This is a genomic window from Neomicrococcus lactis (assembly GCF_014200305.1).
Lineage (GTDB): Bacteria > Actinomycetota > Actinomycetes > Actinomycetales > Micrococcaceae > Neomicrococcus > Neomicrococcus lactis.
This window is the reverse complement of sequence record NZ_JACHBL010000001.1, coordinates 1,800,671-1,822,552: the sequence shown is the minus strand read 5'-3', so window position 1 is coordinate 1,822,552 and position 21,882 is coordinate 1,800,671. Positions and strand designations below refer to the sequence as shown.

Annotated in this window: 21 protein-coding genes; 12 read left to right on the top strand and 9 right to left on the bottom strand. The window is 58.6% G+C overall.

The features are described from left to right. The first annotated feature begins 42 nt into the window (after window positions 1-42). Window positions 43-963 carry a 3-hydroxyisobutyrate dehydrogenase gene (gene mmsB, locus BKA12_RS08215; protein WP_183642406.1) on the top strand — a complete coding sequence of 307 codons (921 nt, stop codon included), beginning with the start codon at window positions 43-45 and terminating at the stop codon, window positions 961-963. Between the two features lie 94 nt (window positions 964-1,057). Here the strand turns inward: mmsB and BKA12_RS08210 are convergent, their stop codons facing one another. Continuing rightward, window positions 1,058-2,074: an isopenicillin N synthase family dioxygenase gene (locus tag BKA12_RS08210; protein ID WP_183644829.1), complete on the bottom strand. Its 1,017-nt coding sequence runs from the start codon at window positions 2,072-2,074 to the stop codon at window positions 1,058-1,060. Between the two features lie 182 nt (window positions 2,075-2,256). Between BKA12_RS08210 and BKA12_RS08205 the strand changes: the two genes are divergently transcribed. Beyond that, complete coding sequence (locus BKA12_RS08205; protein ID WP_183642404.1) at window positions 2,257-2,964, top strand: LytR C-terminal domain-containing protein; 708 nt, start codon at window positions 2,257-2,259, stop codon at window positions 2,962-2,964. Between the two features lie 4 nt (window positions 2,965-2,968). Here the strand turns inward: BKA12_RS08205 and BKA12_RS08200 are convergent, their stop codons facing one another. Together BKA12_RS08200 and BKA12_RS08195 are read right to left on the bottom strand one after the other, a co-directional pair. Further along, the gene (locus BKA12_RS08200; protein WP_338087473.1) at window positions 2,969-3,748 is read right to left on the bottom strand and encodes a DsbA family oxidoreductase; all 780 of its coding nucleotides are present in this window, start codon (window positions 3,746-3,748) and stop codon (window positions 2,969-2,971) included. Between the two features lie 83 nt (window positions 3,749-3,831). Further along, window positions 3,832-4,290, bottom strand: coding sequence for an SRPBCC family protein (locus BKA12_RS08195; RefSeq protein WP_183642401.1), 459 nt, complete (start codon window positions 4,288-4,290; stop codon window positions 3,832-3,834). A 160-nt stretch (window positions 4,291-4,450) separates the two neighbouring features. Here BKA12_RS08195 and BKA12_RS08190 point away from each other — a divergent pair, with 160 nt between their 5' ends. The 7 genes from BKA12_RS08190 to BKA12_RS08160 all read left to right on the top strand — a co-directional run bounded on the left by BKA12_RS08190 (window position 4,451) and on the right by BKA12_RS08160 (window position 9,870). Then, complete coding sequence (locus BKA12_RS08190) at window positions 4,451-5,503, top strand: excalibur calcium-binding domain-containing protein (RefSeq protein ID WP_183642398.1); 1,053 nt, start codon at window positions 4,451-4,453, stop codon at window positions 5,501-5,503. A 190-nt stretch (window positions 5,504-5,693) separates the two neighbouring features. Next, complete coding sequence (locus tag BKA12_RS08185) at window positions 5,694-6,035, top strand: hypothetical protein (protein ID WP_183642395.1); 342 nt, start codon at window positions 5,694-5,696, stop codon at window positions 6,033-6,035. A gap of 137 nt (window positions 6,036-6,172) precedes the next feature. Next, complete coding sequence (locus BKA12_RS08180; RefSeq protein WP_183642392.1) at window positions 6,173-7,723, top strand: hypothetical protein; 1,551 nt, start codon at window positions 6,173-6,175, stop codon at window positions 7,721-7,723. A 2-nt stretch (window positions 7,724-7,725) separates the two neighbouring features. Next, complete coding sequence (locus tag BKA12_RS08175; RefSeq protein ID WP_183642389.1) at window positions 7,726-8,457, top strand: ATP-binding cassette domain-containing protein; 732 nt, start codon at window positions 7,726-7,728, stop codon at window positions 8,455-8,457. Beyond that, window positions 8,448-8,954, top strand: a complete 507-nt coding sequence (locus BKA12_RS08170; RefSeq protein ID WP_183642386.1) for a stage II sporulation protein M — start codon at window positions 8,448-8,450, stop codon at window positions 8,952-8,954. Before BKA12_RS08175 ends, BKA12_RS08170 begins: the two co-directional genes overlap by 10 nt. A gap of 14 nt (window positions 8,955-8,968) precedes the next feature. Next, entirely contained in the window at window positions 8,969-9,232 is a 264-nt protein-coding gene (locus BKA12_RS08165; protein WP_183642384.1) for a hypothetical protein, read from the top strand. Continuing rightward, window positions 9,229-9,870 (top strand): YIP1 family protein, encoded by a 642-nt coding sequence (locus BKA12_RS08160; protein ID WP_246361638.1) that lies wholly within the window; start codon window positions 9,229-9,231, stop codon window positions 9,868-9,870. The genes BKA12_RS08165 and BKA12_RS08160 overlap by 4 nt, the downstream gene beginning before the upstream one ends. 93 nt (window positions 9,871-9,963) lie before the next feature. Here the strand turns inward: BKA12_RS08160 and aceB are convergent, their stop codons facing one another. Together aceB and aceA are read right to left on the bottom strand one after the other, a co-directional pair. Next, window positions 9,964-11,601, bottom strand: a complete 1,638-nt coding sequence (aceB, locus tag BKA12_RS08155; protein ID WP_183642378.1) for a malate synthase A — start codon at window positions 11,599-11,601, stop codon at window positions 9,964-9,966. 66 nt (window positions 11,602-11,667) lie between these two features. Further along, window positions 11,668-12,978 carry an isocitrate lyase gene (aceA, locus tag BKA12_RS08150; RefSeq protein WP_183642376.1) on the bottom strand — a complete coding sequence of 437 codons (1,311 nt, stop codon included), beginning with the start codon at window positions 12,976-12,978 and terminating at the stop codon, window positions 11,668-11,670. Between the two features lie 164 nt (window positions 12,979-13,142). Here aceA and BKA12_RS08145 point away from each other — a divergent pair, with 164 nt between their 5' ends. Further along, window positions 13,143-14,681, top strand: a complete 1,539-nt coding sequence (locus BKA12_RS08145; protein ID WP_183642373.1) for a helix-turn-helix domain-containing protein — start codon at window positions 13,143-13,145, stop codon at window positions 14,679-14,681. On the opposite strand, the gene BKA12_RS08140 is transcribed toward BKA12_RS08145, so the two are convergent. The 3 genes from BKA12_RS08140 to BKA12_RS08130 form a co-directional block, all read right to left on the bottom strand. After that, window positions 14,682-15,809: an ABC transporter ATP-binding protein gene (locus BKA12_RS08140; protein WP_183642369.1), complete on the bottom strand. Its 1,128-nt coding sequence runs from the start codon at window positions 15,807-15,809 to the stop codon at window positions 14,682-14,684. Further along, window positions 15,806-17,437, bottom strand: a complete 1,632-nt coding sequence (locus tag BKA12_RS08135; protein WP_221228069.1) for an ABC transporter permease subunit — start codon at window positions 17,435-17,437, stop codon at window positions 15,806-15,808. Before BKA12_RS08135 ends, BKA12_RS08140 begins: the two co-directional genes overlap by 4 nt. A gap of 140 nt (window positions 17,438-17,577) precedes the next feature. Next, a complete protein-coding gene (locus tag BKA12_RS08130; RefSeq protein WP_183642367.1) occupies window positions 17,578-18,654 on the bottom strand; it encodes an extracellular solute-binding protein in 1,077 nt (358 codons plus the stop codon). 152 nt (window positions 18,655-18,806) lie between these two features. Here BKA12_RS08130 and BKA12_RS08125 point away from each other — a divergent pair, with 152 nt between their 5' ends. Next, the gene (locus BKA12_RS08125; protein ID WP_183642364.1) at window positions 18,807-19,268 is read left to right on the top strand and encodes a thiol-disulfide oxidoreductase DCC family protein; all 462 of its coding nucleotides are present in this window, start codon (window positions 18,807-18,809) and stop codon (window positions 19,266-19,268) included. 33 nt (window positions 19,269-19,301) lie between these two features. Here BKA12_RS08125 and BKA12_RS08120 read toward each other — a convergent pair whose 3' ends face one another. Beyond that, window positions 19,302-19,472 (bottom strand): hypothetical protein, encoded by a 171-nt coding sequence (locus BKA12_RS08120; RefSeq protein WP_183642361.1) that lies wholly within the window; start codon window positions 19,470-19,472, stop codon window positions 19,302-19,304. A 218-nt stretch (window positions 19,473-19,690) separates the two neighbouring features. Between BKA12_RS08120 and BKA12_RS08115 the strand changes: the two genes are divergently transcribed. Beyond that, window positions 19,691-21,829, top strand: coding sequence for a 5'-nucleotidase C-terminal domain-containing protein (locus BKA12_RS08115; RefSeq protein WP_183642359.1), 2,139 nt, complete (start codon window positions 19,691-19,693; stop codon window positions 21,827-21,829). Window positions 21,830-21,882: the final 53 nt, after the last annotated feature.

Sequence of the window (21,882 nt, the reverse complement as noted above, 5' to 3'; positions counted from 1 at the left end):
AGAACCAGAAGAGAAGCGAATTAGCTTCTGAAAAGGGGAACAGTGGCAGTCTACGGTTGGATTGGACTTGGAAACATGGGTGGCCCCATGACGTCCAACATTGTCAATGCAGGGCACACGGTCCGTGGTTTCGATTTGAGCCAGCGTGCACAGCAGCTGGCTCGCGAAGGCGGCGTCGAGGTGGTGGGATCCATCAAGGATGCGGTGTCCGAAGCCGATGTTGTCTTCACCAGCTTGCCGAAGGGCGACCATGTCCGCTCCGTCTTCGATGGACCGGACGGAATTTGGGCTCATGCCCCGAAGACAGCTCTTCTTGCAGATGCCTCAACGGTTGACATGGCGACCTCCCGGTTCTGCCACGAAGAGTCCGCCAAGCGTGGATACACGTTCATCGATGCTCCGGTTTCGGGCGGAATCAGCGGCGCCGCGGCCGGAACATTGACGTTCATGCTGGGCGGCGAGCCGGAAGCCGTGAGTCGCGGCCAGGAGTTTGTGTCTCCGATGGCAGGCAACGTGATTGTGGCTGGTGGAGCAACCTCTGGCATCGCAGCGAAGATCGTGAACAACATGATGCTGTTCATCAACCTCGTGGGTGTGGCCGAAGGATCGCAGCTCGCCGAAAGCTTGGGCTTGGACGCGCAGACCTTCTGGAACATCGCCAATACGTCATCCGCCGAGTCTTGGGCGCAGCGCACGTGGTACCCGTTGCCGGGCATCGTGGACTCAGCCGCAGCCAACAACAACTTCGACGCCACTTTCACCGCGGAGCTCGCGCTGAAGGACGTCAGCCTCGCTCTCGAAGCTGGCGCAGAAACAGGCGTGAACCTAGACGCGGCGCAGTTGGCTGCTCAGCAGTTCCAGAAGCTCATCGATGAAGGATTGGGTAAGAAGGACTGCTCGCTCATTGCGAAGCTGTCCTCGCCGGACGGAACCGTGCGCGGCTACGATCCGAGCGCCGACTAGATCTGCGAGCCTCAGACTAGAGCGAATTCTCTTAACAGCTGAGGGCTGGTCCTACGTGATGTAGAACCAGCCCTCAGTTTTTATGCGTCTGTGTTTACTTGTTGTACCACTTCTTGGCGACCTCAGGGTGCGCCCGCAAGAATCCCTTGAGCATGTTGGATCCGTAGTTGGACAGCATCGGGTTGTGGGGATCATCGGAAACTCCGCGAGCCTGAGCGGCGAGGTGGTCCGGAAGCGGCACGCGACCGATGGTTGCGTCGAGTCGTGGCGACCAGAAGAACGGTACGGAGTAGCGATCTACTCCAGCCGGAGGAGCCGTCACACGGTGGATGGTGGCCATGAGGTAACCGTCCGTGGCGACTTCCAGCATTTCACCGAGGTTCACTACAAGAGCGCCCGGGATGGGTTCGACGTCGATCCACTCGTCCTGGCCGTAAGGCTTGACCTCGAGGCCGCCGACTTCGTCCTGCAACAACAAGGTCACAAAGCCGTAGTCAGCGTGAGCGCCAACGCCCTGCGTGCCGGCCTCTGGAACTGCGCCAGTTCCGACGTAGTGAACCAGCTTGCCCATCCACGCTGGCGTGCCAGCGAATGGCTCGTCAAAGTAGTCGGCCGGAAGTTCCAGCGATACGGCGATAGCGGACAAGAGCTCTGCGCCGATCGAGGACATGAGTGCGGACCACTCCATGGCCTTCTCTTCAAGCTGCGGGTAGGCGTTTGGCCACTGGTTAGGGCCCTGGAGCTTGAGGTGTGGCTGGTCCTCTGGAACGGACTCGAGCTCCGTGCGCTCTGGTCCGTAGTCAATCTGTTCGCGCGCATCAGCGCGGCCCTTCGTGACTTCCTTGCCCAAACGCGTGTAGCCGCGGAACTGCGGAGAGTTGCGGTTATCGAGCAAAAGTCGCTCACCCACGGGGCGAGCGAAGAATTCACGCAACGTATCTAGCAGAACTTCGGCCTGGTTCTCACTGCCGCCGTAACCGACGATCTGGAAGAAGCCCACGTTGTGCGTAGCGTCCCGCAAAGCCTCAATGAACTCTGGGTTGAAAGAGCCGTCTGCCGAGCGCGCGGTCGACATATCGAGAACGGGTACAGAAGTGCGGACTGTTGTCATAGGTTCCATGGTTCAACTCCTTTGAGGGTTAAAGCAATGAAATGTTGAGTAGTATTCCGCCGCGTGGCGTAGCCGTAACAAAACTTGACAAACACAATTTCATAACAGTCTTGCGGCGTTGATTCAGTCCGCCACAAGACTTACGTAATGTAGCCATATGAGGTCAATCGGGGATCCCAGATTTGCGTAGGCAAGAGCGGCCAGACAAGTGGCATGGGCACCATATCGTCACGGAAGACGAGCTTGTGGAGAAGTACGTCCACGAGCCATCAACGCGAGCGCAAGAGCGCGGGCGGCGTCGTCGTCATCTCCGCCACGGAGTGGTGCTGGTACTGGTCACGGTGCTGCTCGCGGTCGCCGCGTTCTCTGGATGGATGGTCCTCTCGCGGCAATGGGTCATCCCGGGACTTGACCCTGAACCTCGGCCCGTCGTGGACGCATCATGTCCGCAAGGAAAGTTCTCGTATGCCGAGAACAACACGGTAACGGTCAATGTTTACAACGCCACCACGAAAGCTGGACTGGCCTCGACGGTTGCTTCCCAATTGCGAGACCGTGGCTTCAAGATCGGAGCAGTGGGGAATCGTCGACTCGGATATAACGCGGAGTATGGCGTAGTGATTTCGGGCGGTTTTGGCCGTTCCGAGGCGCTCTCTGTCCAGCGCAATGCAGCTGGATTGCTCTACGTCACGGATACGCGACGCACTGATCAGACGGTGGATGTTGTACTGGGCACTCGCTTCAAATCACTGACGGACTTGAGCAAAGTGCGTAAGCGCAATGGAACGCTGAATTGTTTACCAGAACCGGCGAGCTCGGCAACGCCGACACACACGACGACTACGTCGCCAACCCCTATGCCAACATCACCGAGCTCGAGCAAGAAATAGCCGGTTAGTTACAGCCCTCAGGGCCGCAAACGGCGCCGTCTTCCGTCTTGGAAGCGGGCGAGACCATGGTCAGCGGGGCAGGGTGCTTCTCGCCGAATGCCTGGGTCAGCGCTTGCTGGAAAGCTTCCGATGGTTGTGCTCCGGAAACGCCGTACTTGTTGTCGATGACGAAGAACGGCACGCCCTGAATTCCGTAGGCCTGAGCCTGCGCGAAATCCTGGAGAACATCCTGGCGGTAGGCATCCTCGTCAGCAATAACAGCCTCGGCTGCCGCGCGGTCAAGACCCGCTTCTTCGGCCAGATCAGCCAAAACTGAAGCGTCATTCGTGTTGAGTCCGCGTTCGAAGTGCGCGGAAAGCAGCGTTTCCTTGAGCTGCGCGCCAAGCTGCTGCGACTTCGCGAAGTGCAACAAGCGGTGCGCGTTGAAGGAGTTGGCGACCTTGAGGTTGCCGAAGTCGTACTTCAAGCCGACCGTGGCTGCTTGCTGGGTGACATGCTCCAGCATTTGCTCCACGCGGCTGACGTCGAGGCCCTTGACCGACGCCAAGTAGTCCTTCTCTGTGCCGTGGTAGTGCTCTGGAAGCGTCGGGTCCAACTGGTACGAGTGGTACGTGACGTCGATAGAATCCGCGAGGCCAGACTCTTTCAAGCCTTCTTCAAATCGGCGCTTGCCGATGAAGCACCAAGGGCAGGCGATATCGGACCAAATGTCAACGGACATGCGCTGCTCATTGGAATCTTCGCGAGTTGTCACAGGGGATGCAGGGGAGGTCGAGGAGGTCATATCTCCTCTAACCCCAGGCTGTCGCGGACTATTCCTCGAACCCGCTGTAGGTGACGAAGCTGGCAGCGAAACTGCCGCGGAATCTAGCTGTTTCGAGCCGCGTTGGAGAGCTGGTTCAGCCCCAGCTCAAAGTCCTTGCCCAGCATCTTGTCCATGTTGAAGAACTTGGCGAACAGTGCGCTTATGCCCTTGTTCTCGCCGCGCATAGTCCACGTGACGCGGGTGCCCTGAGCGGTCGGTTCAAAGGTGAACGTCGTGGGGTTGATGGCCTTCCATGGACGCGTGAAGCGCAAATCAACATCGATTTCTCGGTTGGGTGCCACGGAAGTGATCTCCATCGAGCCAGTCCCAGATTTTTTGCCGTCCCACGCGTACTTCGCGCCAACGCCGGTTTCTGGACCGCTGAAGCTCTTCGTGTGATCCATGTGCGGTCCGTCCCATGGCGACCAACGTTCCCACTCGCGGAAGTTATTCACCAGTCCGAAAACCACTTCAGGTGCCGCCGGAATGTCGAGCGAGCGGGAGATTGAGAACTTAGCCATGAGCCAAGGATACGCGGCAAGAACTGGTGTATCGATGCGTGGGTTACCCAAACGATTGTTAAGTAAAGATGCCCAGGGGAATCTTGCTTTCGAACGGGTCTGGCTTACCTTGAGAGGGCCGAACTTAGGCACTTCTTTCTTGATTCGATGGTGTGGGGACATGTTTCAATTTTTTGGGCGTCGCAAAGTCGCGGCGCAACTCTTTGCCGGTACCAGCGTGGCTCTGGTGAGTTTAGCTTTGGCTGGCTGCGGTTTTAGCACCACGAAAAGCGATGGGTATGTCGCTCAGCCGGCGGCCGCTGAGACCGCCTTTTCAACTCCTTCTTCGGCAACGCCATCGGCCACGCCAGAGGCTTGCCCATCGCCAAGTTCGGCTATTACGACGCCGTCCGCTTCTGAAACTTCAAGCGAAAGTTTTGCAGGGGTTGAGTCGTCCGAAAGTGCGGAGGCGACCCCGTCGAGCAGTTATCTCGGCGGGTGCCAGCCGGTCGAGTGCCCGGTAGTCACTGAAAGCGCCATCCCAACAGGAAGTGCCACTCCAACCGAAAGTGCCACGCCGACGGAGACTGCTAGCTGGGCTGCAGCATCAACGGAGAGTGCTGCGAGCACATCACCTTCAAGTGCGTTGCCAACGAGCTCAACTCCGGCAGCTGAAACCTCCGCCAGTGAGTGCCAGCAAAACATCGCTGCCTTTGCAGCCGTAGGCGAGGACGACGAGGGCAAAGCTAGTGCACAACGGGCGGCTCTTGCCGCCGCTGCGCTCAAAGAACAACAAGAGAAGGCAGCAGCAAGCAAGTCTGCTACAGCGGAAGCATCCTTGAAGGCGGCCGCTGCTGCCGAGGCCAACCGTCAGGCAGAGGCATCTGCAAAGGCTGAAGCTGCGCGTAAAGCAGAAGCTGCGCGTAAAGCAGAAGCTGCGCGTAAAGCAGAAGCTGCTCGAAAAGCAGAGGCTTCTCAGAAAGCCGAAGCAGCTCGCAGGGCCGAAGCCGCTCATAAAGCTGCCATCAGCGCGCGAGCGAAGGCAGCTACGCCTACCAAGATCAGCTCCTTCGTGGGAGGCGGCACTAGTAGCTCCGGAACAAGCGGTGGCGGATCTGCTTATTACCTGAACTGCAGTGCTGTCCGAGCAGCTGGAAAAGCACCCATCTACAGAGGCCAGCCAGGATACTCAGGCAAGTTGGATCGCGATGGGGATGGCGTGGCCTGCGAGTAGTCCGGAGGTTGCATTCGTGCGCAAGCACGCGCCACCTGTCTTACCGGGCACTTTCCGCGACTACAGCAGCAACCTAAAAAGTCTAGCCATTAGTATCAATAGATCCAGCAAATCGACATTTAGGATGAAATTGCCTCGTTGGGGGCGAGATGCGCATCTCTTCAAATCTATTTTGTAAGGAGTTTGAGAAATGCAGCAATCATCTTTGTTAGGTCACTACGGTCGGGCAACAGCCATTATTTTGGCAATGCTGGGAGCAACCATTGTCATGCTCGCACTGGTTCCGGCGGCAGCAAATTCTGGCATGGACCTCGGTTCAATCGCACCAAACCTTGCTGTTCACCTGGGTGTAACCGGTGGAGCCGCAGTCGCCATTTGGAACGCATTCATGAGTCCGTGGGCGATGGCACTCTCTCTGGCCTTGGTCCCTTTGGGATTCGGCTCGTGGGCTCTGGTGATTCGCGCGACGTTCACGGGTCTAGTCAAGACTCTCGGAAAGGACGCCGCTCGAAAGGCAGCGCTCCGCTTCTAGACTGACAGCTCGCCGTTTCGGAAGGAGGGGCAATGCCTCATTTTCTTAGGCTTTGGAGGCTTGACCGTCTTCGCGCTCACCGAGCATGGATGCTTAGGCTTCCAGAACTCCTGCCGACACGGAGGCATGTTGTTGCTGTGATGGTCGGCATTTCGTTGGCCATCACAGCAATTGCAACCGTGCTACTCGTCATGCTCTATTCGATGGCGCTTGCCAACCAATCCGCTGAAGAAGTGGATGAGTGGATTACCTCGGCCCTCGTTATGCTCGGTATCGCCGGTATGTTGGGCGGTATTTCGCCTTCGAGTCTGGTTTCAGCTTTTGATCAAAAGGACACAAAACTACTAGTAAAGGCCGGATTGACGGCGCGTGATCTGCTTTTGGGCAGGGCTTGGTTCACGCAAATGTTTACATGGCTAGTTATTCTGGTCGGCTTTCATCTGAGCTTATGCATTGCACGACTAATGGTGAATCTTGCGCCATTCGATCTCAGGATTTTTGCTGCATCGCTCTTGGTGCTTGGTGCTGGCCAAGCTTCCTATTTCGTTTCCGTAGCGCTATTCCGATTCATCATGAGGCTACCTCCTGTGTGCGTGGCCCCTGCGCTGACACTCACAGGGATCGTGTCTCCGCTGATTTTGGTGGGTGCGCTGACGGCGGTCTCTCCAACGCTTCGTGAGCTTGCAGGTGCATCAAGCGATATCAGTGGCTTCCTTGGCAGTGTGAAGGATCATGCTGCTGTCGAGGCTGTCATAGGCGCTTTGGGGGATCCTTCGAAGGTAATTCTGGTGTTGCTCGTTAGCTTTGCGCTTGTCGTTGGCTGCGTTGTGATGAGCCGAAGCACCGCCTCATTTTCCACATCAGTTGTAGCTCGAGGAATAGGAACTGGCCACCGATGGCGAGTGGGACGCCCATTTGCGCGGACCATGCTGCGTGCGTCGCTGGACAAGGATTTGAGGTTGATGTTCCGCCGCGGATTGCCTTTTTGGCAAATGATTGAGGACATCGTGGCGCTCGCTCCAACCCTTGTACTCATCGTTTCTGCGGGGTATGTCGCAGGAGGTGTTGATAACGAAATCCTTCCACTTCTGACGACCTTGGTTAACGCGGGAATTGTGGTGGTCACGATCGCGATGTGTTCAGAGGCGCTAGTCCCCCTCGTTTCTTCCGACTCGGACGGCGCGCTAGTGCGCTTGTTCCGCAGCGAACAGGGGGCCATGCGGAGATATCTTTCGGCGAAAGCCGCAACATCGGCCGCGGTACTGGCAGGACTAGGGTTCTTGGCTGTTTGTTCTATCCAGGTCCTTGCGCCATGGCCAGGACTTTCATTCCTCACGGCAGCTGTCATGGCCAGCATCGCAGCAGCCGTTGAAGCAGTCATCGTGGTGGTGGGAACCGCGAAGCAGCCGGCAATTCACCAACGTGAGTTCGGAACATCCGAAGTCGAACCATCCGTGAGACTGGCAGGCGGAATGGGAACAGCGATCTCGGTAGCTTTCTTTTCGCCATTGGTGTTGGGGATGTCTTTAGTACCTCTCTCCGGGCAATGGCAGTTTTTTGTTGCTCTGGCAGGCGTGCTGCCTTTGTCGATGTGGTCAGCAAAGATGCTCGTCAGGTTTTCTTCGCGAGAGGTCAAACCGGTCTACCGCCAGGCTTCCATCGTCACCACGAAACTCACAGGAGTGTAGAAGTGAAGACCCCTCATCACATAGAAGAATTTTCAACTCAAGAGACCAGCGACCCGCGGAAAAAGATTGTTGAAGTCCGCCTCCAGTCGTCTTCACATGAGCCTGCTGGGCCGTTGACCGCAGTGTCCCTAGACCTTTACCGAGGTGAGGCCGTGCTGCTAGCTGGGCCAAACGGCTCGGGAAAATCCTCGTTGTTGCGTTTTATCAACGGAGAGGTGCCTGCGCTCAAAGACGAGCTTCGCGTAGGTGAAGGCGTTCGGGTGGCTTACATGCCTGACAATTTTCCAATCTATGACGTTCTCACCGTTCGTGAACAACTGGAGTTCTTTGCTCAATTCTGGGAGACAAACGTCCCTGTAGATAGTCTCCTCAGCGAGCTCGCGCTCGACGCGTTGAGTCATCGTTTTGGCAAGGACCTGTCCCTAGGTGAACGGCAGCGTTTGGCGCTTGCTTTGCTCAACATTGGAGAACCAGACATTGTCCTGTTGGACGAGCCATTCAACGGGATTGACGGACCGAACTCCAGACTCATAGTGGACCTACTCAGCCAGTGGAAGAGTGCAGGACGAAGTGTTGTATTGGTTAGCCACGTTTATGAGGGATTGGAGTCCCTCATAAACAGGGTTTGCGTGATGGACCGCGGCAAGTTGGTATCCACTACAAGTGTCACTAGCGATGACGACCTTAGGAATCTGACAGCCAGCTTTTCACGAAGCGGGCAGCAGTGGTCTTAAAAAACGTTCAGCGTTGGATTGCTCTGGGAGCACTGCTAGTCATCGTGGTTCCGTTTCTTGCGGCCATGCCCATTGGTGCGCTCACGGAAACGGTCAAAGGCGTGGGAACGCACCTGGGTGGGTTTGACGTTTTCAGGCACAACCTGACCTTGGGCCTAGTCATGGTGGTCTCCGGATGGTTAACCTTTGGCATTGCCCCAATTGGCATTGGTGCGGTGGGTTCAATTTCAACGGGATATGCCGTCGGCGCATACGTTCATGGCCTCGGTTGGCAACAGACTTTTGCCCTTCTTCCTCACATGTTTCCCGAGATGCTGTCCTTTATCCTGTTCGCCTTCGTGGGCATGCAAAGCGCAGCAATCGGAACCTCTTTTGCGCTTCAGAAAACGCCACTGCGCATCACCAACTCTTACGTATTGACCGTCAATGCAGCCCTGTTTGGCGCCGTACTACTGGTGTGCGCTGCAGGTCTCTTGGAAGCAACTGTGCTCATATGAAAGGAACCACTCGAATGAATCAGACCGATGTTCAACGTGACAAAGGAGCCATTCGCTCGCTCGGCGCAGCCAGCGTGGCACCAGTTGTCGGCCTCCTGGCCATCCTCCTCATTCCGGGCAACGCGGGACTAGTACTGGGGGTATTGCTCATGGGGCTTGGAATCATCCCGGCGATGCGCGTGGCAGAAGAGCGCTGGGTCAAGATCGGAATTGCAGCGTTGATGATTGGGTACATTGCAGTTGCAGTGGGAATTGCTTTGCTGGCGCGTGCGCAATGAGATCTCTGGCCCCTGTCTATGAACTACCGGGTGTGCAACGCGTTTCTCTCGCGCAATTGATTGCAGCGCCTCGAGAAGTATTCAGAGAACTTAGACCGGATACTAGTCTGCGTCCGTTCCTGTATGTCTTGATGATTGCTGTGCCGGTCCTCCCGGTCCTGATGGCGATCGTCTCGACAGATGCACTCCGAGAAGGGTTCCTCAGCTCAAGCGAGACAGCCTCGATCGCACAACATGCTCCGGTAGTCGCCTTTGCATTCTCGATCGCAATGTTGTGCGCGCAAGGAGTTGGGTTGGCTGCTCATCTCTTGGGGTGGATGGTGCTGTCCAAGATATTCGGAAGCTCGGCACCCAGTTCGCTGGTGATTAAAGCCTGGTGCTACGCAATCATTCCGTTGATCTTGCGTCAGGTGTTCTTGATGGTTGTCAGTGTGATTATGGGATCTGAATGGCTCGCAGGACGGTCTTGGCTACTTCAGGTGTTTGACCCGTTCTTGGTGTGGGCTGCTGTGTGTTTCTATATAGCGGCAAGGAGCACCCTCCATCTAGGAAAAGTTCGAGCCGTTGTTTTGGCGCTTTTCTGCAGCTTTATCGGTGCCGTTTCGCCTCTGTTGGAACACATCATTCGGAGTCTTTAAGTACGACGGCACGTAAGCACGCGCCGTCGTACTTAAAAATAATTGGCGCGAAACGCACCGTGTGGGTGGTTTCGCGCCAATTACTGTGTGGGGCTAGGCCGAAATCAATTCGGTCTGCTCCTGATCACACAAGAACCGGTTGTAGGCCGGGATCGTGAGGAACGTCGGGAAGTCCTCACGCAAGGCGGAGGCCTCGAAGATGTCCCGGGCGTCCTCGAAACGGTCGCCGTCGAAGCGGGGAAGCTTACTGAATTCTTCGGTCAGCAGGTTCTCCACTCGAGTGCGGGTGATCGGGGTGCCGTCCTCGGTCTTGGCGGCCTGGTGGATCCACTGCCAGACCTGCGAGCGGGAAATCTCGGCCGTGGCAGCGTCTTCCATCAAGTTGTGGATGGCGACTGCACCGTTGCCGCGCAACCAAGACTCGATGTAGCGGATGGCCACCTCGATGTTGAGGCGCAGGCCGGCTTCCGTGATGGAGCCCTCCGTGCCGCTCAAATCAATGAGTGCTGCATCGTCCGGCTGCACGTCTTCGCGCAAGCGATCGATCTGGTTTGGCTTCTCTCCGAGGGTCGCGTTGAAGACCTCCATGGCCACAGGAACCAGATCCGGGTGGGCCACCCAGGAACCGTCGAAGCCGTCGTTGGCCTCGCGGGTCTTGTCGCCGCGCACCTTCTCGAGAGCCGTGTTGTTGACGTCCTCATCGCGACGGTTCGGGATGAAAGCAGCCATGCCGCCAATCGCGGATGCTCCACGGCGGTGGCACGCACGCACCAACTGCTCTGTGTAAGCGCGCATGAACGGAGCCGTCATGGTCACCGAGCTGCGGTCTGGAAGCAAGAACTGGGAACCGCGGGAGCGGAAGTTCTTGATGATGGAGAAGATGTAATCCCAGCGGCCGGCATTCAAACCCGCGGAGTGATCGCGGAGCTCGTAGAGGATCTCTTCCATCTCAAACGCAGCCGTGATGGTTTCGATGAGAACCGTGGCGCGGATGGTGCCCTGGGGGATGCCGAGCTCGTCCTGAGCAAACACGAACATGTCATTCCACAAACGTGCCTCGAGGTGGTTCTCCGTCTTCGGCAAGTAGAAGTACGGTCCGCGGCCCAGCTCAATCAAGCGCTTAGCGTTGTGGTAGAAGTACAAACCGAAGTCCACAATGGCGCCGGACATCGGGGTGCCGTCGATCAGCAGGTGCTTCTCCGGAAGGTGCCAACCGCGAGGGCGAACCACAATGGTGGGCAAGTCCGTGAGGGTCTCGCCCGTGAGCTTGTATTCCTTGCCCTCAGGGGAGGTGAAGTCGATCTCGCGGTCCAGTACAGCGCGGAGGTTGAGCTGGCCGTTGATGACGTTCTTCCAGTTTGGCGTGGAGGAGTCCTCCATGTCCGCGAGCCATACCTTGGCGCCGGAGTTCAGCGCGTTGATGGTCATCTTGCGGTCCGTGGGGCCCGTGATTTCCACGCGGCGGTCCTCGAGACCGGGAGCCAGCGGAGCAACCTTCCAGGAATTGTCCTCGCGAATGCTGCGGGTCTCCTCGAGGAAACGAGGGTTCTGGCCGTTAGCAATCTTGGCGCGGACGGTGTGACGGCGCTTCATAAGTTCCTGGCGGCGGGCCTCAAACTGCTGGTGCAGCTTCCCGATAAACGCCAAGGCTTCAGCGGTCAGAACGCGCTCTTGGTGGCGGATAGGAGGTGGGGTGATGGTGATGCCGTTGATGGTGATGTTGCCGTGCATGGGGTGCTCCTTGGCGAAAAATTGAAAGTGGGGGTGGTGGAAATCCACCACCCCCAGATCGAGGGTTTAGTGGAATTGGCCTTCTTCGGTGGAACCAACGAGCGCCAAGGTGGACGCATTCGGGTTCAACGCCGTGGCGATGGTGTCAAAGTAGCCGGTGCCGACTTCGCGCTGGTGCTTGGTAGCGGTGTAGCCGCGTTCCTCTGCACCGAACTCGCGCTCCTGAAGGTCGACGTAAGCGCTCATGCCTTCACGTGCGTAGCCGTGGGCGAGGTCGAACATCGAGTAGTTCAAAGCGTGGAAGCCGGCGAGCGTAATGAACTGGAAGGTGAAGCCCATGGCGCCGAGTTCACGCTGGAACTTCGCGATGGTTGCATCATCCAAGTGCTTCTTCCAGTTGAAGGAAGGGGAGCAGTTGTAGGAGAGCATCTGGTCTGGGAATTCAGACTTGACGGCCTCCGCGAACTTGCGGGCGAGCTCAAGGTCCGGCGTTCCGGTTTCCATCCAGATGAGGTCGGAGTACGGAGCGTAGGCCTTGGCGCGAGCGATACATGGCTCGATGCCGTTGCGGACCTTGTAGAAGCCTTCTGCCGTGCGCTCACCGGTGATGAATTCGCGGTCGCGCTCGTCAACGTCGGACGTGATGAGCGTTGCGGCTTCGGCATCCGTACGGGCGATGACCACGGACGGAACGTTGGAAACGTCGGCTGCCAAGCGGGCTGCGTTCAAGGTGCGGATGTGCTGCTGGGTAGGGATGAGCACCTTGCCGCCCAAGTGGCCGCACTTCTTTTCCGAAGCGAGCTGGTCTTCCCAGTGAACGCCTGATGCGCCGGCTGCGATCATGGACTTCATGAGCTCGTAAGCGTTGAGCGGGCCACCGAAGCCGGCCTCGGCGTCAGCGACGATGGGAACCATCCAGTCTTCGACCGTCTGGATTCCTTCGGAGAATTCGATCTGGTCAGCACGCATGAGCGCGTTGTTGATGCGGCGAACAACCTGTGGAACAGAGTTCGCTGGGTAGAGCGACTGGTCCGGGTAGGTGTGTCCGGAGAGGTTGGCGTCTGCGGCAACCTGCCAGCCGGAAAGGTAGATAGCGCGCAAGCCGGCCTTGACCTGCTGCACAGCCTGGTTGCCGGTGAGGGCGCCCAATGCGTTGGTGTAACCGCCCTGCGGTGCTTCCGTGGTGAGCTGCTTCCACAGCTTCTCGGAGCCGCGCTTTGCGAGCGTGTACTCTTCCTGGACTCGACCCTGGAGCTTGATGACGTCAGCAGCAGAGTAGTCGCGAGTGATGCCTTCCCAGCGTGGGTTGGCGTTCCATTCGAGCTCAAGTGCTTCAGCGCGAGCTTCAGGGGACTGGTTGATGGACTGCTCGGTCATGATTCCTCCGGTTCGGGGTGTGTCTCGGTTTTTCTTCCGTGAATCAATCATTGACCGCCTTTTCGCTCCTCCGTGAGACTTTTTCGAGAAAAGAAATGCAGAATTTCGCACTTTGGCAAGAAATGCATCTTGCGTCACTTTGTGATTATTCGTATCTTTGGGGCATGGCTTCAGAAATTTCGTACGACGGCGCAGCCCCCGGTTCACAGCCTCCCGGCAGCTGGGATCTGTCCACCGGCGGGGGACGAAATTCCGGCGCCAACGTTGACGAATCGCTTGATGCGTTCGCTCTGGGACGCCGTATTCGCCACCTCCGAAAGGCCGCTTCGTTGACGCTCGAAGAGCTGAGTGAGCGCGTGGGAACGGTGCCTTCGCAGCTCTCGCTCATCGAGAATGGGCGCCGTGAACCGAAAATTTCGGTACTTTCCAAAATCGCGAGCGCGCTCGGAACCACCATGGATGACTTGCTGTCCACGGCGCCGGCGAACCGTCGCGCGGAGCTCGAAATTGAACTTGAGAAGTACCAGCGCGGGCCGCTCTATTCGTCGCTGGGATTGCCGAGCGTCAAGATCTCACCGCGTACCTCGATGGATGTCTTGGAAGCTTTGGTGGGACTGCAGCGAGAACTCGAACGCCGTCTTGAAGAGCAGGCAGCCACGCCCGAAGAAGCCCGCCGCGCGAATGTTGAACTGCGCAAAGAGATGCGCTCGTGCAACAACTACTACCCGGCCATTGAAGCGGAAGCGCGCAAAGTCCTAGATGCCGTGGGCGCTGGCACAGGCCCACTTTCCACCAACCACGTGGCCGACATTGCCGGGCACTTCGGCTTTGCACTCAAGTTCGTTCCGAACCTGCCGCATTCCACGCGGTCAGTCACAGACCTGAAGAACCAGACCATCTTCCTCACCCAGTCCCGCAATGCTGAACACGACCACCGCTCCGTGGTGCTTCAGGCTCTGGGCCACTACGTCCTGGGACATCAAACTCCCAAGGACTACTCCGACTTTTTACGCCAGCGCGTCTACACGAACTACTTCGCGGCAGCACTCTTGATGCCGGAGACGGCTGCAGTGGGCCTCATTAAGGAGGCGAAGTCAGAGAAGGAAATCTCCATCGATGACCTCCGGGACGCCTTCGCGGTGTCCTACGAATCCGCTGCCCACCGGTTCACGAACCTCGCAACGGAGCACTTCGGGATCACCACCCACTTCCAGAAGGTCCACGAATCCGGCATCATCCACAAGGTCTATGAGAATGACGGCGTGAACTTCCCGGCGGACCATACGGGCGCCATCGAAGGCCAAACCGTGTGCCGTTACTGGACGTCCCGCGTGGTCTTTGACGTGGCGGACCGCTTCCGTTCCTACAACCAGTTCACAGATACCAAGGTTGGAACGTACTGGTGCACGGCTCGCGTCGAAGGCCACTCGTCGGGCCTGTATTCCCTGAGCGTGGGCGTGCCGTTTGAACACGTGAAGTGGTTCCGCGGGCGTGACACGAAAGAGCGCTCGCAGTCCCGCTGCCCGGACCCCTCGTGCTGCCGTCAGCCACCGCGCGACCTAGCGCGCGACTGGGCGGGTCAAGCTTGGCCGGCAACGCGCGCGAATGCCCACCTTCTTGCTGCCATGCCGACGGGAGCATTCCCGGGCGTGGATCAGACCGAAGTCTATGAGTTCTTGAGGGCTCAAAAACAGCGCGGCTAGTTAACCTTCGGGGTAGGCCACGGCGGTTCCCACGACGCGCAAGCGCACGCGGCTTTCCGGGAGTGCTGTCTGCACGTTCCAGTGGCGAATCTTGAGCGTGACGGGTGACGGATATTCGGGCGTGGGATCCAAGCGAATGGTCACATCCACTTCGGCGCCAAAGAAGTCGGTTTCGACCACGGTGCCGGTGATCGGCCCGTCTTCGGCCAACCGGAGCTGTTCGGGACGCAACATGATCGGCATGACGCGAGCTGCCGTCGTCGTACTGGAATCTGCGCTCGTGGCGCCGCGGCGCACGACGTGGCTGGGATCCAACCGGCCCGGCAAGCGGACGGGAATCTGGCCGAGTACGCACGTTGCGAGCGAGCCCTGGACCGAGGCATCAAGGATCACGGCGTCGCCAAGGAAGCGCGCAGTTTCAAGGTCTGCGGGCCGAGAATACACGTGCATCGGCTCGCCAACTTGCGCGAGTTTTCCGGCGCGCATGACGGCCAGCTGATCGGAGAAAGACAGCGCTTCGGCTTGATCGTGCGTGACCAAGAGCGTGGTGATTCCGGCCTCGGCGAGCGTGTCACCCACAGCCTTGCGGGTGTCCTTGCGCAGGCCAGCATCGAGCGCGGAAAACGGCTCGTCTAAGAGCATGAGATCAGGGTTGCGGCTGAGCGCACGGGCAAGCGCCACGCGCTGCTGCTGGCCGCCGGACAGTTCGGCTGGAGCGCGCTTGGCCAGCTGCGGGTCGAGGTGAACCTTCTCGAGCAGTTCCGCGATGCGACGCTCGCGAGCGCTGCGGTTCATGGTGCGCTTGTCGAACGCGTAGCCAATGTTCTCGCCCACGCTCAAATGCGGAAATAGCGCGCCATCCTGCGCCACAAAACCAATGTTGCGCAAGTGTGGCGGCACCGACGTGCGGCCTTCCACGAGGGTGCGACCATTCATGACAATCCGTCCGTCCGTGGCCGCCGCGAAGCCCGCAATAATGCGCAAGAGCGTGGTCTTGCCGGAGCCAGACGGACCCACAATCGATGTGCGTGAACCGCGCGGAAGCTCCAGATCAATTCCGTGCAGAATCCGGGTCGAGCCAAAGGACTTATGGACCCCCGAAATGGTCATCAACGGTTCTGTGGTCATTGCTTCTTCGCTTCAGTGAGGTCGGATGGATTGAGTCCAAGGCTTGCGGAATCGTCGGGGGCTGCGATTTTTTCAGTACGACGCCGCCGCTCGCCTCCGTCTTCACGCAAGACTCGGGTGACAAGCAGCCAGGTTGGGACGATTGCGAGGATCACCAAGAGGGCCGCGAAAGGAGCTGCGGCCGCGTAGGCGTTGACGCCGGTGTGGGTCCACAAGCGCGTCGCTAGAGTTTCGAAACCGGTGGGCCGCAGCATCAACGTGGCTGGCAGTTCTTTCACGGCCGTGAGCAAAACAGTGAGGGCTCCCGAGGCAATGCCGGGAAGGGCGAGAGGCAGCGTGACGCGGCGGAAAACCTGCAGGGGAGCGGAGCCGAGCGAATGCGCGGACTCGTTGACGCTCTCCGAAATCATGCCGGCGCTGCTCACGATGGGACCGAGTGCGAGTGGTAAGAAGAGCGCCGCGTAGGCGAGGACCAAAAGCCACATCGTTTGATAGAGGCCGGTGATGACGGTGATGCCCAGATAGACCACGGATAGGCCGATCACGACGCCTGGAAGCGAGTGAGCCAAGTACACCAAGCGCTCAAGCGCGCGGGCTACCTTGGAGCGGCTTCCCGCGATGTACAGGCCGAGTGGCACTGCGAGGACGGTGGTGGCAAGGGATGCGAGCGCGGCTGCAAGGGCCGAGCCAAGGAACGCAGAACCGAGCTCTTCCATGCCGCCGGGACGTGAAACGCCCTGCAGGCTCCAGGCCACAAGGGCAATCAAGATACCGCCCACCGCGACGAGTGGGATAAGCCAACCGAGGATGCTGAAGAACGGCGTCCACTTCTTCAAGCGCATGATGCCGTGCCGGCGGCGAGCGCCGGGGCCCAGTCGCGCGTAGCGCGTGGAGGTCTTGCGGAAGCGGCCTTCCACAATGAAGATGAGCGCAGTCAGCAACAGAAGCGTGGTGGAGAGCGAGATGGCGCCGAGGCGGTCAAAGCCCACGTTGAAGCTCGTGAAGATGGCACGCGTGAAGGTGTCGACGCGCAAGATGGAGACGGCGCCGAAATCGCTCAACGTATAGAGTGCTGCGAGCAATCCACCCGAGGCAATAGCTGGTGCGGCCTGAGGGAGCGTGATGCGGCGGAAGACGCGCCACCGTGAATCTCCAAGGGAGCGTCCGGCTTCTTCCGTGCTGGGATCGATGTCTCGAAGCGCCGCGCAGACCGGAAGATAAACGTAAGGGTAGGTCACGAGGGTCATGACCAGGACGGCCGCCCAAAAACCTTGAAAAGTCTGGCCTGTGGTCACGAGGTCAGTAAGGGATTTCCAGCCAAACGCTGCAACGTAGCTGGGGATCGCGAGCGGAAGGGCCGCCGCAACACCGAGTGCTTTGCGCCCCCACACGCGAGAACGCATCACGAGCACTGCGAGGAAGACGCCGAGCGCCAAACACGCAACGGTGACGATGCCCGTCAGCATGAGAGACGTGGAAATCAGCTTGCCGACGCGAGGCGTCAACAGCTCGTCAAAAAGATCTGCGAGAGGGTACTCGGCGGTGCGCACCAGCAAGTAGCCCAGCGGGATGAGAGCCACGATCACCGCGACGTACGCCAAGGTGGCAAGAACCGGATGGCGCCTCACCCACGGAGCGTCCGGATGCTTACTCCGGAACTGTTTTACCGCGCCCGCATCGATGGCGGGCTGACCGGTCTGAGTACGCGAACGAGCGGCGGGAACATCAAGGTCCCGCCGCTCGTCCTCGTTACTTGGTGCTGTGATAGTTACGCCAGTCCTGCTGAAGTGATCATGCTGATGGTGGTCTCTAGATCTTCAAGTTTATTCAAATCCACGTCTGGAGTCTTAATGTCCTCCAGCTTTGGCATGCCAGCAGGCGTTGGAGCGCCGTCGATTAGCGGATATTCAAAAGTCTTTTCCGCGAAATACTTCTGGCCGTCCATGCTCAAGAAGTAGTCGAGGAGCTGCTGCGCCTCGTCATCCTTGGTGGTTTTCATGATGCCAGCGCCGGAAACGTTGACGAGTGCGCCGATGTTTCCTTCAGGGAAGATGTAGTTCTTCACCTTCATGTCCGTGTACTCGACGCCCTTTTCGCCGGCGATCTCATACACGTAATAGTGGTTCACCAATCCGAACGGGATCTTGCCGGCGTCGATGTCCTTGACGATTTCGCCGTTGCCTTCACGGATCTCCGGCGAGTTGGCTGCGAGGTCGCTCAAGTACTTCTCGGCGGCGGCGTCACCCTGGAGCACGCGCATGGCCGTGATGAAGGACTGGAAGGATGCGTTGGTTGGAGCGACGCCCACCTTGCCCTTGTACTTCGGATCGTTGAGCTCTTCGACCGTCTTGGGAAGATCGGCTTCCTTGATCATGTCTGGGTTGTAGGCCAACACACGAGTACGGCCCGTGACGCCAACCCACTGGTTCTCAGCGTCGCGGTACTTTTCTGGTACCAAGTCGAGGGTCTTGCTGTCGAGGTCCTTGAAAAGACCCTTGCTGGAAACAGCGCCCAAAGCGCCTGCGTCCTGTGCCAAGAAGAGGTCGGCAGGGGACTTATCGCCTTCTTCAAGAATCTGCGCAGCCATCTGGGACGTGTTGCCATAGCGGACCTCAACGTCGATGCCCGTCTTGGATTCGAACTGGTCAATCAGCGGCTGAACGAGCTTTTCGTTACGGCCGGAGTACAAAACAATCTTGTTGTCGCCAGCAGCGGCGGATGAAGAGCCTGCGGCTGAGGAAGCAGCGGTGCTTCCTGCCGGAGTGGCCGTGCCGCCGGAGCAGGCCGTGGTGAGGCCAAGAACAAGAACTGCCGCGGATAGAGCGACGGAGCGTGCGATTTTCACGAGTAATCCTTTGCGTAACGTGCGCCTTGGTTAGTGAGGCATACCTAACTGCGTTACATCATGCGGCATGGTTGCCAGTTAAACAACAATTACGCAATATTTTACTTCGCTAATTGACGGAATGTGTCGTGACGCTTGAGTAGCATCGAGTTATGAATGAAGCGCCACGCATGCTGATTGACGGTGATTGTGGCTTTTGTCAAGCCTCGGGGGAGCTGCTTATCAAGCTCACGAAGAATCGACTCGTCGTCGAGAAATGGCAGTCGCTGGCGCTGCTCCCCGAAGGAGTCACTGAGGCGCTACTCAGCCAGACCGTGGCATTTGTGGGAACTAATGGCGCCGTCTCTTGGGGTGCGCGAGCCATCTCCCACGCGCTTCAAACGTCGCCACTACTCACGGCGCGGCTTATTGGTCAGCTCCTCGGAATCTTCCCGTTATCAATCGTTGCCGAAGGCGTCTACCAAGTCGTCGCCAGAAATCGCCATCGCTTGTCTCGCGCGATAGGTCGCGACGCCTGCGTCATCGATCACGGCGTAGCGGTCAATCAGAGCGCAGCTAGTGAGCAGGGCGCAGCAAGTGAGCAGAGCGCAACGGAAGCGGCGCCGGTGAAATGAGCGGCGTCGTCGTACTCGGTATGTAATCCCTGATTACAGGATCGACGGCGGGTCAGAAGCTGGGAAGGACTCGTCTTCCATTTCGTCTACGCGAGCATCGTCATGATCGTGCTTGTCCTGGGCGATTCGCGCTGCGGCGGCCGCTTCATCGAGTGCCGGCGCGGTGGTGGGATCCTCGGGAGTTGGGGTGGGTTCTGTGCTCATGGCGACAAACCTTCTATCTGTTGATCGCGGCGTCAAATAATGCCGTGCTTCCTTCATCAAACGCCCTTTCCGTGAAGAGGGCAAGGGGTTGGTGCGACGTAAAAAACTGTGGCGAAGGTTACTTGAAGGTAAACAATCGGTATTGTGAAGTTCACCTTTCAGACACTTTCACCGGATATCCAGTAGAGGTCACCTCTCCACCTTAAGGGAGCACTTCCATGTCTCATCACTCTTCCTCGCGGAAGTCGTGGGGCCGCGCAGCAGCTGTTGCAGCCACGGCGACTTTGCTGGGCGGCACGGTAGCTAGCGCACCAGCCTTCGCAGCTACCGCACCAGCCTCTGAATCTGTTTCGGCATCGGCATCGGCATCGTCCGCAACCACCACTCTTCAGATCCTCTCCTTCAATGACTTCCACGGACGCATCTCTCAGACGTCTTCGGAAGCTGGCGCTTCTGCCATGATCGGCACTGCTGACGCTTTGCGGGCCGAGAACCCCAACACGTTGCTGCTTTCTGCTGGCGACAGCATCAGCGGCTCCACCTTTACGTCCAACATTCAGGAAGATTCCCCCACTATCGAAGCTTTGGGTGTGGGCGGACTGGATGCTTCTGCAGTGGGTAACCACGAGTTTGACCGCGGCTTCGCTGACCTCACGGATCGCGTAGTCACCGAGTACGCGGCCGCTTCCGGCAAGTCGGGCGCTGACTTTGCTCTCGGCGCCAACGTCTACAAGAAGGGCACCTCCACTCCAGCTCTTCGCGAGTACACGATCCGCGAGGTTGATGGCGTCAAGGTAGGCATCATCGGTGTGGTCACCCCGACCACCGCCACCATGGTTTCCCCCACCGGCATCTCCGGCATTGAATTCGGCAGCATGTTGACCGCGGCAAACCGCGTCTCCGCGCAGCTTTCTGATGGCGACGCCGCAAACGGCGAAGCCGACGTTGTTGTCCTCCTTGCTCATGACGGCTCTGAGTCCGCCGACTGCTCCTTCATTGAGAAGCAGGCTGGCGCATACGGAGACTTGATCCGTAACGCTTCCGCGAACGTTGACCTCATCGTTTCGGGCCACACGCACAAGACCTACAGCTGTGAAATCGCGGCTCCAGGCGGTGGAACCCGTCCGGTCATCCAGCAGGGTGAGTACTCCCAGAAGTTGGGTCAAACGTTGATCGAGGTGGACACCACCACGAAGAAGGTTGTCTCCGCGACCTCCACGATCCTTGACACCAACCGCGCAGCATCCAACGCTGCAGTGGCATCCATCGTTGCCGCTGCCGAGCAGGAAGCTAACGTACTCGGCGCCGAGGTAGTCGGCAAGGTTTCCGCTGACATCTTGCGCGGCGGAACCCCTGCGGGCAACGACCGCGGTGTTGAATCGACCGCCGGAAACTCGGTAGCCGACTGGTACTTGTGGGCCACCCAGCAGTCGACGTTCGGCGGTGAGCCAGCCCAGATTTCCTTCATGAACCCAGGCGGCTTGCGTGCTGACGTGCTCTACGGCACGGATGGAACGGTCACCTACAAGGCTGTTGCCGACGTCCAGCCGTTCGCTAACTCGCTCTACACCATGGACCTCACCGGCGCTCAGATCCGCGAGATCTTGGAACTGCAGTGGCAGCCAGAAGGTTCTTCCCGTCCGAAGCTCCACTTGGGCATTTCTGAGGGCTTCACCTACGAGTACGTTGAGGACGCAGAGCGCCTCAACCACATCGAGAAGATGTTCTACAAGGGCGTTGAGATCAAGGACTCTGACGTCTTCCGCATCGTCACGAACTCCTTCGTTGCTGGCGGTGGCGACGGATTCACCCCGTTCGCTGCAGGCACCAACCGCTCTGACACGGGCGTTGTGGACCTCAAGGCAACGGTTGACTACTTCGAAGCACACCCAGTTGTGACCCCGGCTCCTTTGGGCCGCGCGATTCCAGTTGAGGCAACCACGGATCCAACCGAGACGGCTGCTCCAACTGAGACGGCCGCTCCAACGGAAACCGCCGCTCCAACGGAAACTGCCGCTCCAACGGAAACTGCCGCACCATCTGGTTCCGCTGACCCGTCCGCTTCTGCAGATCCATCCGGAACCGCTGACCCGTCTGAGACGGCAGCTCCAACTGAGACGTCAGCTCCAACCGAAACCACGGTTCCAACCGAGACTACGGCTCCATCGGGCTCGGCTGTCCCAACCTCGCAGGAAGCTTCCACCACTTCCGGCGGCGGCGTGGGCAACTCGAGCGGCGACGACGATCTTGCCAACACGGGTGCCACCACCGGCATCTTCGTGGGTGGCGGCCTCTTGTTGGTCGCAGCTGGCACGGTTCTGCTCTGGGTTCGCCAGCGCGCAAACGCGGAAGCCTAAACGCTCCACGCATTTCATCGTCACACCGTGACATGACTCAATGGCTGGTCGCT